Consider the following 15,095-nt stretch of genomic DNA (forward strand, 5'->3'; position numbering starts at 1 on the left):
TACCCAGCTTCAACTGTGGATTTATTAGTAATTAATATTTCATTACACCGAATTCAATCAAATATTAACTACCTAAATATAAACAATGTGACCATCCATTTATTAGTAGAGGTTTGAGTTACACCGCTATAATATAGTCACTATCATAATCCCAGTAACCATAGACTTCCGTTTCAAGTCTCTTCCGTTCGTTGTTGTCGTCAGTTAAACGTCCAACGCTTTTTCGATTGTTATGCTCGAACGTGCCTTGGTTGTAGTTCTCCGTCCGAACAGCACTCTTAACTCCAAATGAGCTAAAAACCATATCACTATAAGGGTTCGCTTTCATGAAACACCTCCTTTGCCGTTACTAAGCAAACTATAGTGCGCTCCAGCCGTTTACACCATTGGGCTTATCCTATTTCTAGGATAGGGAAAACCTATCGATGCGTTAACTACTAAAGTTAGATTCAATATAAGTAGATTTTTTAGAAATGAAATATAAAAAGGCAGATAAGAATCTTGCACGTTTTAAAGCAAAACATGCAAGATTATTGGGAGAGTGGTGAAGATAACTAAAATACGCTATTAGCTTATTGCTAATAAAGATTAATTACTCTTTTTTAGAAGGAATAAATGGTAGCCAAACTCATCAGAATATTGAGTACAAATATGGACTTCGTGTTGAATATCTTTCCATGCGGGTTTATTGGACATTTCGGACGTCATTTCAACAACTCGTTCACCCAATGGACCATAATAGTTCATCCACCCAGATTGACTCAGCGCGAAGTTATCGATCACTTCATAACCTGCCTTTTTCATTTGCGCTAACCGTGTCTCAACAAGTTGAATGTCTGGGTATTCATGGCTCCAAAACTGTTTCGATTCGTCACTCGGTGATGTCGTTTTCCATACCATGTCGCTCACCATCAGATAGCCTTCTTGTTTCAACAAAGGTTTCCAATCCATTAGAGCCTTTTCGATTCCCATGATGTAAGCGCTTCCTTCTGCCCAGATCAAGTCAAAGCTCTGTTTGTCGAATGGTAGCTCAGTCATGCTCGCAGTAACTGTCTTGAGCCTGTCTTGCCATCCTTGCTCAGCAAAACGTTCAGAAAGACGTTCGAGCGCTGTCGACTCATTATCAACAGCAGTGATAACTGCATTACTTTGCTCTGCCAGAACTTTTGTGGCTAGACCTTTACCACAACCAATTTCAAGGATATTTCGTGGCGTCGTCGGTAGTAAATTCAGTGCCTTTGCTGTGTCCTCTTCACTACCTGGCCCCCAGCGTTCTAATGTCTGGAAAACCTTCATAAAATCGGCCATGTATTCGTCGTGTTCGTTCATATCTTTTGATAACCATTTCAAGTGCAAGGCGTCTTTTTCACTAAACCCTTGCTTAATTAACCAATCTAAGTGAGCATCAGGAGCCAGTTTGTCCAAATCACCATGCCAAGCTTTAAGGTCACCTTCCCCAAGTAACGCCGCGAGTAATTGCAACGACTGCTGTTTTTGCTCAATTTCTTGTTGTAGGACTTGCAGTCGGTTCTTGAGTAGCTCTCGATCCACCTTAGCTTCTAAGCAGGCCTTACACTCTTTAAGTGTCAATCCTCCTGCCTGCAACTTCTGAATCAAACGGACTCGCTGAACATCTTTATCGCTGTAAACACGATAGCCATTTTCTAGCCGTCTACCTGAAATCAGCTTTTGCTTTTCATAGTAAAGTAAAGCCGTTCGTGACAAGCCGACCATTGCTGCTAACTCTGAGATTCGATACAAATCCAATGCCTCTATCTGTCTAGATGATTAACCACTTTAAACTATAAAGTTATAGACAGGTCAATGAGGAAAGTGAAGAAAAAAGAGGGAGACACGAACTGTTCATACTGCTGTCCGTGCCTTTTTACAAATGACGTTATGCTTTGATTGCAGTACAGAAACTCACATCTGCTGTATTCGTTTCCAGATTATAGGAATGGTAAAGTTCGAAACAGGGTCTATCGTCACTATCAAGCTGCTGTTCAACAACTTGCCCCATCAGCTCTTCCCACGCAGGTCCATATTGCGACTTTTCAGTAATCGTTTTGCGAATACAAGCGTATTTACCGCCATCAAATGACATCAACTCGACACCGTTAGATACGTCTACAGTTGACTCAACCAACAAACAAATATCGGTTCGGCATTTATCTGCTGGGGTGATCTCTGGGTTATCATGATAAACGAAGATACTGGTGTTCCCAGCTAGACCTTTTGGGCCTGCCCATGTGTAAAGTGTATCGATTGCAGGCTCATAGTTTTCTCCGTATGGGCCAGTCACTCGCACGTAAGCTAATTGACCAGATTCAAAAGTTTTAATATCCATCATTGTGCTCCATGTTTTTGATTCGGCTTCAGTATAGAGGTCGGCTTCGCTATTCTCGTGTCCATTATTGCGAAGCTTGTGTCCAATCTTGCTGTTTCGCATCAAGCAGCCGTACTCCTCCATATCACGGCAATTGCGAATGTCCGTTGGCGTGATTCCAAAGTACTTTTTAAAGGCTTTTGCCAAGCTTTGAGAGCTCGCGAAGCCACTATCTAATGCCACCGTGGTGATGTCTGGTTTGTTATAGAACAGCTCGTTAGCGGCTTGTTCTAGTCTCAATCGACGAATAAAGTCGTTCAGCGTCTCTCCTACCACTGCTTTGAATATTCGATGGAAATGGTACGGTGACAAATGTGCTTTCTCTGCTACCTGTACCAAATTTGTAGGATTGTCATAGTGACTTTCTAGATAACGAATTACCGGTCGTAGTCGTTTGTGGTAGTCAGTCTTCATCGCCTAGTCCTTCCACATTCCAAGTACGGTTTTACGGATATCGGTAATCGCTTTCGCAGCGATTTTTTTATCCTGAGAATCCGGTGCTATTTTCGGATAGTGCACTCGGTTTAAGTGTTCACACAACGAGTCCGTCATAAAACGGCTCTTGCCTCCATACACATGCTTATCACCCCAACTCTGTTGCTCAGGTACCCAATATTTCATCGGCTGCATGAGATGCAGTTCTTGCTTAGCACGCGTCATGGCTACATACAGTAAGCGTCTTTCTTCTTCTAACGCTCGTTTGTCGCCCACTGCATATTCATTAGGGAAGTTGCCATCAGCGACATTGAGAACATAAACATTTTGCCACTCTTGCCCTTTCGCACTGTGTACCGTGGAGAGAATTAAAAAGTCATCATCGATTTTAGGGTTGCTTGCTAAATCACCAGTCGACTGCGGTGGGTCAAGAGTCAACTCAGTCAAGAACCGTTCACGCGTGCTGTATTGACCGGAAATCATTACAAGCTGCTCGACATCACCCCAACGAACAAAATGGTCATCGTAATTCAGTTCTAATAATGGGCTATAGAGAGTTGCAAGAAGGCTCAATTGTTCTGCCCACGGTACAGCGTTACTGTTTATCGTGAGTAGAGATTCGACTAACGTTTTAAACTCCACTCTTGCCGACATCGGGACTTTACAATCAGACAGCGCACTGAACTGATATTGATGCGCCTTTAAATGCTCGATGATATTGTTAGCGGTTTTCGGGCCAATACCAGCAAGCAATTTCAACACTCGAAAAGCAGATATGGTGTGTTTTGGATTATCAGCCCAGCGAAGAATAGAAAGAAGATCTTTAACATGAGCAGCTTCAAGAAACTTCAGGCCACCATGCTTAACATAAGGAATGTCACGGCGCGTTAACTCAAGTTCCAATCTGTCGCTATGATAACTAGAGCGAAACAGCACAGCTTGTCGTTTCAACTCAATGCCCTCTTCCCTCGCTCTTAGAATAGATTCAACGATATATTCCGCTTGCTTAGCGTCATCTTCCACTGTGACAAGTTGAGGCTTAGGCCCTTGTTTTCGCTCCGAATGTAGCTCAACTTTATAACCTTCTTGTCCTTCATTAAGTAGTTGATTGGATAAATCCAAAATACCTTGATGTGAGCGATAGTTGGTTGTGAGCGTAATGACTTTTGCAGGCGGAGAAAACTGTTGTGGAAATTCCAGAATGTTGTCGACACTCGCCGCTCGGAAGCCGTAGATGGATTGCGCATCATCACCGACCACGGTTAACCCTCTTCCATCAGGAAAGAAGGCTTTGAGCATGCCCGCCTGAAGTAAGTTGGTATCTTGGTATTCATCGACCAATATGAAATCGAATTGAGCTCGCACTTTATTTGCTATCTCTGGCACTTGAGCCATATGGAAGCAGTAAAGTAACAAATCATCGTAATCTAAACAGAATTGTTCCGCTTTCTGCTCCGCATACTGAGCAAACAATATCTTGAGTTCAGAGTTCCACTCTGCACAATATGGGAAATATTGCGCGACAACCTCTTCGACAGCAGTTTGGCTGTTCACGCAACGAGAATATATTTCTAAACAGGTTTTCTTTTTTGGAAAACGTCTATCGGTATTGGTAAAGCCAAGCTCAAACCGCAGCACATCCAACATATCCGCTGCGTCATTTCTATCCATAATGGTGAAATCACTTTCGAGGCCGATAAGGGCAGCATGTTCACGCAACATTCTTGCGGCGATAGAATGAAAAGTCCCCATCCAATCAAGCTTGACTGGGTGATATTGTATACGCTGCTCATTAAGCTGCTGCTCTGCAATTCGATTCGCGCGAGAAGCCAGCTCAGCAGACGCCCTGCGAGCAAACGTCACCAACAAGATTTTCTCTGGCGGTACACCTTGAACTAATAGCTGAGCCGTTTTGTGAGCTAAGGTATTGGTCTTGCCCGTTCCCGCGCCAGCAATAATAAGTAGCGGGGAGTGGTTACTCGTATTGCCTGATTTTGGCATACCAAAATCGACGGCGAGCTGTTGTTGGTGATTAAGAGTGATGGGTTGTGCCATGGTGTGCTCATCTAACTATCTTGGACAGTATAAGATTAGCATGGATACTGTTTTTATATACAGTAAAAGTATAAGTATGCGATCTGTGTGGTACTCAACTGGACAAATGGTGAGTTCGTCCAGCTGAATAATAAGGCGTTAGATACTAGGTTGAACCCTCTTCATATCCAGCATAGGCAATGCCGGAAAGCCGTGCCATATTATGATTCCAAGTAGCAAGGTCGTGTTTGTTGAACTTACTCAAATCATCATGACCACAGGCTCTCGCCATCACTTGCATGAGTTCCACCGACGCCTCAAAGAAGTTTTTTAATTGATGGGATGCTTTTTCAACATTGAGTCGTTGCCTCAAATCGGCTTTTTGCGTTGCGATGCCCGCAGGGCAATTATTGGTGTTACACATTCTCGCAGCGACACAACCGATAGATTGCATTGCACTATTTGATATCGCGACCCCATCAGCACCTAATGCGAGTGCTTTAACGAAATCCATCGGTACACGAAGACCACCAGTGATAATCAGCGTAACCCTGCCACTCGCACCTTGCTGATCCAGATAACGCCGCGCTCTGGCTAGGGCTGGAATAGTTGGCACACTGATATGATCCCGGAACATTTCCGGAGCCGCACCCGTCCCCCCACCTCGACCGTCGAGAATGATGTAATCCGCACTGGCATCAAGCGCAAACTGAATGTCCTCTTCAATATGGTTTGCACTCAATTTAAACCCAATAGGAATACCTCCCGTAACTTCTCTCACTCTGTCAGCGAATCGTCTGAAGTCTTCAGCCGTATTCAGATCTTTAAATGTCGGAGGAGAGATAGCGGGTTCTCCTTCAGGAATACCTCTAACTTGAGAAATTTTGCCGATATTCTTGTTACCGGGAAGATGGCCTCCGGTGCCAGTTTTCGCCCCTTGTCCGCCTTTGAAATGAAACGCTTGCACCGATTTGAGTTTACTTTCATCGTAGCCAAACCCTGCACTCGCTAACTCATAGAAATAACGCGAGTTTGCCGCTTGCTCCTCTGGCAGCATCCCCCCTTCACCCGAACAAATACCTGTACCGGCTAACTCCGCCCCCGTTGCTAATGATACCTTTGCTTCTTCTGACAGAGCACCAAAACTCATGTCCGAAACAAATAAAGGAATGTTAAGCTTCAGCGGCTTCTTAGCCTTAGGTCCAATGACCAATTCAGTCCCAACGGCAACGTCTTCAAGTAGAGGTTTCGTAGCCATTTGAGCAACCATAACTTGTATGTCATCCCAGTGGGGTAACAAATGCCTAGGCACGCCCATTGACGTCATTGGGCCATGATGTCCAAGCTTAGACAGCCCTTCACGGGCAAGTTGATGTATGAGTTCGACTGTTGGTTCTTCTTTCGTTTTAACCGCAACGGGCCCATCACTCGCCTTTTGACTCACACCAGGCCCTTCTTGACCAACTTGCTCATCACTAAACTGTTTGTGGGAGCCATCGCAATATGGAAGGTTTGCTGAGTGCTTGCAACGACACAAATACGCATCGCCCGATTTATCAGCACTGAAGCTTTGTGGTTTGAACTCCGTTCCTGCATGTGAACCGTCGCAGTAAGGTTGGTTTTTTGAACGTCCACAAGTGCAAAAGTAATGCTCTTGTCCACCTTCTAGCTCAACCTTTATCGGCTTGTTATCGGCAATTATTGGTTTGCTCATAATGCTTATCCTTGTTATCCACACTTTCTATGAAGGGGTAACGATAAGCATAGGTCAAAAAACCAACGATAAGATACGTCCAAAGAATCGACAGAGCATCACGTTGGAAACGTTAGAGCTGAGTATCACTCTTTACATATGTCGTAGAGAACTCATAACTATCGCAAATGTGCCTAGCCACTGAATATTCGAAGATTTGTCCGTTATCTAGATAGGCATTTTGGGCCACATTCACTAGATGTTCCCCTATAGGAACACTGAGGTAGTCCGCCTCTTCAACGTTAGCGTTGACAATCGTGATGCGTAAATTAGCGCTATGAATAGTAAGCTTCAGTTTGTCAGATATGTAGCCATATATCGAGTCTTTGACATGTTCGATAGCTAAGCTAGGGACAATTTTTGCTGACAGATAGATATACTCAACGATTGATGGCACGCCATCTAATACTCTGATTCGCGTTATGTCATAAACTGGATCGCCAACGTTGCATTTTAGTTTTTCCGCTATCAACGCGTTTGCGGGCACCGAACTGAACTTAACAACGCGAGTGTGAACAGTTTTACCCTTATCTTGGGCTCGTTTTTTGGTTCCAAGTAAATGAGAGTCAGATACAGCATCAGGCTTTTGTTTGACGAATGAGCCAGCTCCGCGCTTACGTACTACCAGCCCTTCTTTCACTAAGAAGTCCATGGCTTTTTTGATGGTTATTTCACTGCATTCAAACTCCGCGGCCAACGATCTGCCATCTGGGAGTTTTTCCTCCGACGAGTACTCTCCAGAAAGAATACGTGTCTTCATTTCACTATAAATGCCCTGATATTTAATCATTTATCAATGCCTATGCTATCCAATATACATCGGCAAATAACCTGCCTTTACTCTTTGCCCCAAGGGTACTTCCTTCTGTATCAAGAAACAAGCAACGATACAAAACCATATTTAATTCATTCTAAACTCCATCATAAATCGCCAATAAAGGTGATCAGAATCACCATATTGAGCAGAAATATTTGTAAAACCATATGGTTTTAATAATATCACGTTAAAGAGATTAGTATTTAAAACTGGAGTAATAATGGCATTTCAAGAGAATTTCCTATGGGGCAGTGCGTCTGCGGCGTATCAGATTGAAGGCGCAGCTAACTTAGACGGTAAAGGTGACTCCATTTGGGACGTCTACTCTCGTGTACCTGGCAACACATTCAAAGACACCACGGGGGAAGTAGCGATCGACTTCTACCATAAGTACGAAGAAGATATTGAGTTGATGCGCGAAATGGGTTTAAAAGCTTATCGCTTTTCAGTCGCTTGGACGCGCATCATGCCTGATGGCCGTACTATTAATCCTAAAGGCATCGAGTTCTATCACAACGTTATTAATAAACTTATCGAATGTGGTATCACACCGATCCTAACAATCTACCATTGGGATCTTCCTCAAGCCCTACAAGATGAATACCAAGGTTGGGAAAGCCGTAAGATTCTGGCTGACTTTACCAAGTACTGTGAAGTCCTGTTTACCGAGTACGGTGAAAAAGTACCGTACTGGGTTTGTATGAACGAGCAAAACATCTTTACTAGTCTTGGTTATGTTCAAAAAATCCATCCACCAAAGGTTTCCGATTATCAGCGTTTTATTAATGCTAACCACATTGCAAGTCTTGCAAATGCTAATGCGGTAAAACGATTCAAGGAAATGGGCCTGCCGGGTCAGATCGGAGCGAGCTTCGCTTATAGCCCAACCTACTCTAAAACTGCTTCTCCAGAAGATGTCATCGCGGCTGAAAACGCACAAGAAATCCAAGATTTGCTTTGGATGGATGTCTACGCAAAAGGCGCATATCCAAAGATTGGCCTGAAGCTTCTAGAACGACTTGGTATTCATATCGACTTTCAAGATGGTGACAAAGAGCTGCTAAAAGCCGGTATCTGCGACTTCATGGGACTAAACTACTATCAGTCCGCTACGTTTGTTGCTCCAGAAAATAAAGCTGAGACCGCTCAAACAGGTAATGCTGCTCAAGTCTCTGTGGTTTCCGATGTTGCGGCTATCCCAACAGACAAATACTACGTACGCGCTGATAACGAACATCTAAAAATGACTGATTGGAACTGGGCCATTGATCCTGAGGGACTGCGCGTCGCCCTTCGCCGCATTACATCACGCTATAACCTTCCAATTCTTATTAGCGAAAACGGCCTTGGTGCTTATGACACACTAACGGAAGATGGCAAAGTTCATGATGACTACCGCATTGACTTTCTAAAAGCGCACGTAGAAGCAATTGGAGATGCGATTGACGATGGTTGTGAAGTTATTGGTTACTGTACTTGGTCTTATCAGGACTTGTTCAGTTGGTTAAACGGCTATGCGAAGCGTTATGGGTTCGTGTATGTTGACCGTGATGAAGAGAGTGAAAAAGAACTGAAACGCTACAAAAAAGACAGCTTCTACTGGTATCAAAAAGTCATTGAATCTAACGGTGAAACTCTTTAGATTTCACAAAAAAGGTCTAGCTTGAGCTAGACCTTTTTGTTATCGCAACCGAGAAGTTGGCTACGCCATGATTACTTAATTTCACCAAAGCGCTCTAAGTAAAGAATGGTGGCGGCGGTTCTTGAAGGGACTTGCAGCTTTCTCAGCAAACTCTTCATATGCACTTTAACTGTTGACTCCGAAATAAACAGTCGGTCGGCAATTTGCTTGTTTCTAAACCCTTTCGCTACCTCTTGAAGAATCTGCATTTCACGCTCAGTCAGTGTCGCGAAAACATCACTGGTATTGGCTCTTTCTTCAAGGTACTTCTCGATGGCAGAACTGAAAGCTTTATTGCCTGATGTCAGCCCACGAAGCAGTTCAATGATTTCATCTGGCTCGGTATCTTTAAGTAGATACCCATCAGCTCCCGCTTTTACTAAGGCATCGATATCCGCTGGAATATCAGAGACGGTAAGAATGACAATGTGTCCCTGAAAGTCATCTTCTCTTAGTGCTTTGAGCGTATCCAAACCTGACATACCCTTCATATTAAGATCGAGTAAGATCAAGTCAGGTTCATGTTCTTTTGCCAGCGCAATTGCATCCGAGCCATTGCTGGCTTCCGCAACAATCCCAAAATCGTCTTCAAAGCTGAGTAACTGTCCAATACCACGCCTCATTAAAGGGTGGTCGTCGACTAACATGACTTTACATTCGCTCACTTAGTGGCTCCTTACTTCTTTGAAACGTTAATACCACCTCACAACCATCGTTTTCGGCGGAATTTATAGCAAGTTCTGCATTAAGTCGAGCTGCACGCTCTTTCATAATGCTCATACCATAATGGTCTAATTTCTTTATATTTTGGTCGAACCCTACACCATCGTCTTTTATTTTAACAGTAACAAGGGCATTTTCATCTTCGAAACAAGTCACTTTTATAAATGAGGCCTGTGCGTGCTTCATCGCGTTAAGTACGGCCTCACGAATAAGTTGTAAGATATGGACTTGTTCGTTTGCTCCTAACTCCAAAGACGACATTTGATTATCGAGCTCTATCTCAGCCTCAGTTTGTTCATCCAATTGATGAAGCATCTCAGTAATAGCTTCACCAAACGTCCCTTCTTTAATCGATAGTCGGAAGGTCGTCAGCAATTCTCGCAACTGAACGTAGGCGTTATCCAATCCCTCACGTATATCATTCAACACTAGTTGAGAGCGACTTGATGACGAGTCTGTTAATTCCTTAGAGATAGAACGGTTTAGTAGTGTAACCTGAATTTTTAAGTAAGACAGTGACTGAGCGAGTGAATCGTGAAGCTCTCTGGCAATCGTCGCCCGCTCTTCCATTAATATAATCTGTTCGGTTTGACGTTGAGCTTTGTTGTAGTAAATCGCTCGCGATAAGATTTGAACGAAGTTATCTATTAATTTTTCATCTGGACAAGGTAAGCCTACTTGATATCTGAGTTGGCCCAGTTCTTCACCATCCAAGTGCAATGGCCTTACCCGTTCCGCTTTCCCGTTGAAAGTACCTTCCGTAGCAATCCAAGGATTACCTTCCACCTCAGAAACTTTGATTTCTACCGCTGAAATACCTTCAACACTGTAGATATAAGTTAATATGGCTCGGAAGTTCTCATGGGAAATTCGGGTTGCTGTTAGTTCTTGTGACGATTGATAAAGCACTTGCAGTGATTGGTGTGCATGTTGAAGCTTATGGGTTTTTTCATTTACCGCTTGTTCTAATCCACGATATAACTTGCCAAGGTCTTTGGCCATATTTCTAAATGCGTTACCTAAGATCCCGAGCTCATTGTCAGAACGAACATCAACCTCGACATCAAACGAACGGTTTTGAATCTGTTCACTGGCAGAAATTAGCTGCCCCAAAGGTCGAACAATTTGCTTTCTTACAAACAGTACGACGTACACAGCCACCAGTAGAATTCCGCCCAAACCAACTCCGCCAGCCCATGCCAAACGGATTAACTTGTTTTCGGAATGCTCTTGAAGCTCTAATACAAACAAGTCTATACGGTCCACAAAATCAGCGACTAGCAATAGATACTGTTCTCTATCGTCACTGGACAGTACAGATTTGAGTTCATGCCAACGGATAATGAGATTGTAATAATCCTGCGTGATTTTCTCAGGCACATCCCATGACTGCAGGGCTTTCATTGAAGGAGAATAAAGGGAACGCTCAAACTGCTCGACATGTAAATAATAGAGTGGCGAATCTGATTGCATATCATAGGCTAATCGATAACTCTGCATTCGCATCGAACCGGAAACGTTGACGGCCTCAGCATCGTTTAAACTAGATGCTAACGTCAAAATAGCAAAGTTCGTTGTTGCTAAGGAAAGCAACAAGATGAGTATCATTGCTTTCGCTATTGTGCCGGTTACAGATTTATTCGGCTTCTTCATGACTCACTAATCTCACTTCACTTGTTTCAATCTATTCATAAGTACCGAAAACCGGACTCACACTATCGCTATCTATTGTCGGTAATTTATTGATCCAAAACAAGGATGGCCCCTATTTAACCCCTAAGAGGTATTTATCCAATTATGTCCAAACTTACAATTTATATGAATGTAAATTAAAGATTGTTAACAGATTTTTTGAACTAGACTTTCTGTAGACAGTTTTTATTGGTGAGATGAATGGTTGATATTTCCAAGCGTCGCTTTTTCACAAGAAAGCAGATCAATACTAAGCAAGCTAGGCTCCCTTGGGTAAAGGATTTAGCAACGTTCACTGACCAATGCACTCGTTGTGGTAAATGCATTAACGTGTGTGAAACGCAAATTATCAAGAGCGGTGATGGTGGCTATCCTGCGGTCAACTTCTCAATTGATGAATGTACGTTTTGTTACAAGTGTGCAGAAATCTGTCCAGAGCCTATATTTAATGATAGAGACGCCACACCTTGGAACGCAAAAGCAGAGATCGACACTCAATGTTTAGCGCAAAACAACATCGAGTGCCGTAGTTGTGGTGATAGTTGTGAAACTATGGCTATCACTTTCAAGTTAAGAGTGGGCGGTGTCGCTTTACCCCAATTAGAGTTAGGGGACTGCAATGGATGTGGAGCATGTGTTTCTGTATGTCCGAGTTCTTCTATCTCGGTGAGTAATGTCTAGTTCGAAGCAAAATTAAAATAAAACAAGAGAAAAAGATTTATGTCACTAAACGAAGTGCACATTTCTAGTTTGGTAGTACATTGCAAGGCTGAGCACCTTGCAGAAATCAAAGCGCAAATCGAACAATTCGATAACGCGGAGATCTACGGAGACAGCGAGGACGGCAAGATTATTGTTGTTCTGGAAACCGAGAATCAGGGTTTCGTCACCGACACAATTGACGCTATCAACAACCTACCGAATGTCCTTAACGCGGCCTTGGTTTATCACCAAATCGAGCACGGGTTAGATGACGATGAAAATAACACTGGAAGTAACCATTCCCAATTAGAGGGTGAAGTATGAAAATGACAAGACGTGCGTTTGTGAAAGCAAACGCAGCGGCATCAGCGGCAGCGGTAGCGGGTATTACCCTTCCTGCATCGGCTACCAACCTGATTGCTAGCTCCGACCAAACAAAAATTACCTGGGATAAAGCTCCTTGTCGTTTCTGTGGTACAGGCTGTTCTGTACTGGTAGGGACGCAAAACGGTAAAGTTGTTGCAACCCAAGGTGACCCAGAGGCGCCAGTAAACAAGGGTCTAAACTGTATCAAGGGTTACTTCCTCTCTAAGATTATGTACGGAAATGACCGTCTAACTCAGCCACTACTTCGTATGAAAGATGGCAAATTTGATAAAGACGGCGACTTCACTCCAATTTCTTGGGACCAAGCATTCGATATTATGGCTGAGAAGTGGAAAGCTTCACTAAAAGCGAAAGGCCCAACAAGTATCGGTATGTTTGGCTCAGGCCAATGGACCGTTATGGAAGGTTATGCTGCAGCTAAGATGATGAAAGCGGGCTTCCGTTCAAACAACATTGACCCTAACGCACGTCACTGTATGGCGTCAGCGGTAGTTGGTTTCATGCGTGCTTTTGGTATCGATGAGCCAATGGGTTGTTACGACGACTTCGAAAATGCGGACGCGTTCGTACTTTGGGGTTCGAACATGGCAGAGATGCACCCAGTTCTTTGGACTCGTATCACTGACCGTCGCTTAAGCCACCCACATGTTCGTGTAAACGTACTTTCTACGTACTACCATCGTTCGTTTGAGCTTGCTGACCACGGTTACATTTTCAACCCTCAGTCTGACCTTGCTATTGCAAACTTTATCGCGAACTACATCATTCAAAACGATGCGGTGAACTGGGATTTTGTTAACAAGCACACCAACTTCAAGCAAGCTGAAACTGACATCGGTTACGGTCTGCGTGACGATGACCCACTACAAAAAGCAGCGGCTCACCCGAACTCAGGCAAAATGTCAGACATTACGTTTGAACAATACAAAGCCTCCGTCGCTCCTTACACTGTAGAAAAAGCTTCTGAAATATCTGGTGTTGAGCCAGAGAAGTTGATTGAGCTTGCTAAGCAATATGCTGATCCAAACGTTAAGGTTATGTCTCTTTGGACTATGGGTATGAACCAACATACTCGTGGTGTATGGATGAACGGTCTAGTTTATAACATCCACCTACTAACCGGTAAGATCGCAACTCCGGGTAACAGCCCATTCTCTCTAACAGGTCAGCCATCAGCATGTGGTACAGCCCGTGAGGTTGGTACCTTTGCGCACCGTCTACCAGCAGACATGGTTGTAGCAAATCCTAAGCACCGTGCGATTGCTGAGAAAGAGTGGAAGCTTCCAGAAGGGACTATTCCACCAAAACCAGGCTTCCATGCAGTGTTGCAAGACCGAATGCTTCATGATGGAGTATTGAACTGCTATTGGATTCAATGTAACAACAACCTTCAAGCTGGCCCAAACATCAATACTGAACGTCTTCCAGGTTACCGTAACCCTGAAAACTTCATCGTATGTTCTGACCCATACCCAACTGCGACTGCACAAGCAGCTGACCTGATTCTTCCTACAGCTATGTGGATTGAAAAAGAAGGCGCTTACGGTAACGCAGAACGTCGTACGCAAGCCTGGTATCAACAAGTAGAGACCGTTGGTGAAGCTAAGTCAGACTTGTGGCAGTTAATGGAGTTCTCTAAACGCTTTAAGATGGAAGAAGTGTGGCCAGAAGAACTGCTTGCAAAAGCACCTGAGTACCGCGGTAAAACCATGTACGACATGCTGTTCAAGAACGGCCAAGTTGATAAGTACCCTATCGAAGAAGCTCGTGAGCTTAACGATGATGCTCACCACTTCGGTTACTACGTTCAAAAAGGCCTGTTCGAAGAGTACGCGGCATTTGGTCGTGGTCATGGTCACGATTTGGCTCCATACGATGTTTACCATCAAGTTCGTGGTCTACGTTGGCCTGTTGTTGATGGCAAAGAAACATTATGGCGTTACAAAGAAGGCTCAGATCCATATGCGAAAGCAGGTTCTGGTTGGGACTTCTATGGTAAACCAGACGGTAAAGCTCTGATTATTTCAGCACCGTATGAAGCGCCACCAGAAGTGCCAGATGAAGAATTCGACCTATGGCTATGTACTGGCCGTGTTCTTGAGCACTGGCATACAGGTACTATGACTCGCCGTGTTCCTGAACTGTACAAAGCCGTGCCAGATGCAGTGTGTTATATCCACCCTGAAGATGCTAAGTCTCGTGGCCTTCGCCGTGGTGACGAAGTACTTATGGCTAATAAACGTGGTGAAGTACGTGTACGTGTTGAGACTCGTGGCCGTAACCGTCCGCCAAAAGGTTTGGTATTCGTACCATTCTTCGATGCTCGTATCCTAATCAACAAGTTGATTCTTGATGCGACTGACCCTCTGTCTAAACAGACAGACTTCAAGAAGTGCCCTGTGAAAATCACGAAAGTGGCTTAACAGAGACAATATTGAAACGTGGCTGCTTCAATAGAAGTGGCCACCGAAGAATTAGCCTTAAG

12 protein-coding genes are annotated in these 15,095 nt (G+C 43.9%); 4 read left to right on the plus strand and 8 right to left on the minus strand.

Features of this window, described 5'->3' with window-relative positions:
- Positions 1–118: 118 nt before the first annotated feature.
- The 6 genes from JKJ11_RS20730 to JKJ11_RS20755 all read right to left on the minus strand — a co-directional run bounded on the left by JKJ11_RS20730 (position 119) and on the right by JKJ11_RS20755 (position 7,398).
- The gene (locus tag JKJ11_RS20730) at positions 119–328 is read right to left on the minus strand and encodes a hypothetical protein (RefSeq protein ID WP_252039933.1); all 210 of its coding nucleotides are present in this window, start codon (positions 326–328) and stop codon (positions 119–121) included.
- Positions 329–588: 260 nt separating this feature from the next.
- Positions 589–1,761, minus strand: coding sequence for a MerR family transcriptional regulator (locus JKJ11_RS20735; RefSeq protein ID WP_252039934.1), 1,173 nt, complete (start codon positions 1,759–1,761; stop codon positions 589–591).
- Between the two features lie 136 nt (positions 1,762–1,897).
- Positions 1,898–2,800 carry an AraC family transcriptional regulator gene (locus tag JKJ11_RS20740; protein ID WP_006069407.1) on the minus strand — a complete coding sequence of 301 codons (903 nt, stop codon included), beginning with the start codon at positions 2,798–2,800 and terminating at the stop codon, positions 1,898–1,900.
- A gap of 3 nt (positions 2,801–2,803) precedes the next feature.
- On the minus strand, positions 2,804–4,876 hold the full coding sequence (locus tag JKJ11_RS20745; protein WP_252039935.1) for an ATP-dependent helicase: 2,073 nt from the start codon (positions 4,874–4,876) through the stop codon (positions 2,804–2,806).
- A gap of 145 nt (positions 4,877–5,021) precedes the next feature.
- Positions 5,022–6,569: a glutamate synthase-related protein gene (locus tag JKJ11_RS20750; RefSeq protein WP_031493132.1), complete on the minus strand. Its 1,548-nt coding sequence runs from the start codon at positions 6,567–6,569 to the stop codon at positions 5,022–5,024.
- A gap of 112 nt (positions 6,570–6,681) precedes the next feature.
- Entirely contained in the window at positions 6,682–7,398 is a 717-nt protein-coding gene (locus JKJ11_RS20755) for a GntR family transcriptional regulator (protein ID WP_006069404.1), read from the minus strand.
- Positions 7,399–7,645: 247 nt separating this feature from the next.
- Here JKJ11_RS20755 and JKJ11_RS20760 point away from each other — a divergent pair, with 247 nt between their 5' ends.
- Positions 7,646–9,067, plus strand: coding sequence for a glycoside hydrolase family 1 protein (locus JKJ11_RS20760; protein WP_038227121.1), 1,422 nt, complete (start codon positions 7,646–7,648; stop codon positions 9,065–9,067).
- Positions 9,068–9,138: 71 nt separating this feature from the next.
- Here JKJ11_RS20760 and JKJ11_RS20765 read toward each other — a convergent pair whose 3' ends face one another.
- Entirely contained in the window at positions 9,139–9,771 is a 633-nt protein-coding gene (locus JKJ11_RS20765) for a response regulator (protein WP_006069402.1), read from the minus strand.
- The gene (gene narQ / locus JKJ11_RS20770; protein WP_252039936.1) at positions 9,758–11,482 is read right to left on the minus strand and encodes a nitrate/nitrite two-component system sensor histidine kinase NarQ; all 1,725 of its coding nucleotides are present in this window, start codon (positions 11,480–11,482) and stop codon (positions 9,758–9,760) included. The genes JKJ11_RS20765 and narQ overlap by 14 nt, the downstream gene beginning before the upstream one ends.
- 240 nt (positions 11,483–11,722) lie before the next feature.
- On the opposite strand from narQ, the gene napF reads away from it, so the two are divergent.
- Genes napF through napA form a run of 3 tightly spaced genes read left to right on the plus strand, consistent with a single transcriptional unit; the run spans position 11,723 to position 15,033 of the window.
- A complete protein-coding gene (gene napF / locus JKJ11_RS20775) occupies positions 11,723–12,202 on the plus strand; it encodes a ferredoxin-type protein NapF (RefSeq protein WP_124941315.1) in 480 nt (159 codons plus the stop codon).
- Positions 12,203–12,241: 39 nt separating this feature from the next.
- Positions 12,242–12,547: a chaperone NapD gene (locus tag JKJ11_RS20780; RefSeq protein ID WP_006069399.1), complete on the plus strand. Its 306-nt coding sequence runs from the start codon at positions 12,242–12,244 to the stop codon at positions 12,545–12,547.
- Positions 12,544–15,033 carry a periplasmic nitrate reductase subunit alpha gene (gene napA, locus JKJ11_RS20785; protein ID WP_088878761.1) on the plus strand — a complete coding sequence of 830 codons (2,490 nt, stop codon included), beginning with the start codon at positions 12,544–12,546 and terminating at the stop codon, positions 15,031–15,033. Before JKJ11_RS20780 ends, napA begins: the two co-directional genes overlap by 4 nt.
- Positions 15,034–15,095: the final 62 nt, after the last annotated feature.

It is taken from the genome of Vibrio sp. SCSIO 43133 (assembly GCF_023716845.1).
Lineage (GTDB): Bacteria > Pseudomonadota > Gammaproteobacteria > Enterobacterales > Vibrionaceae > Vibrio > Vibrio mediterranei.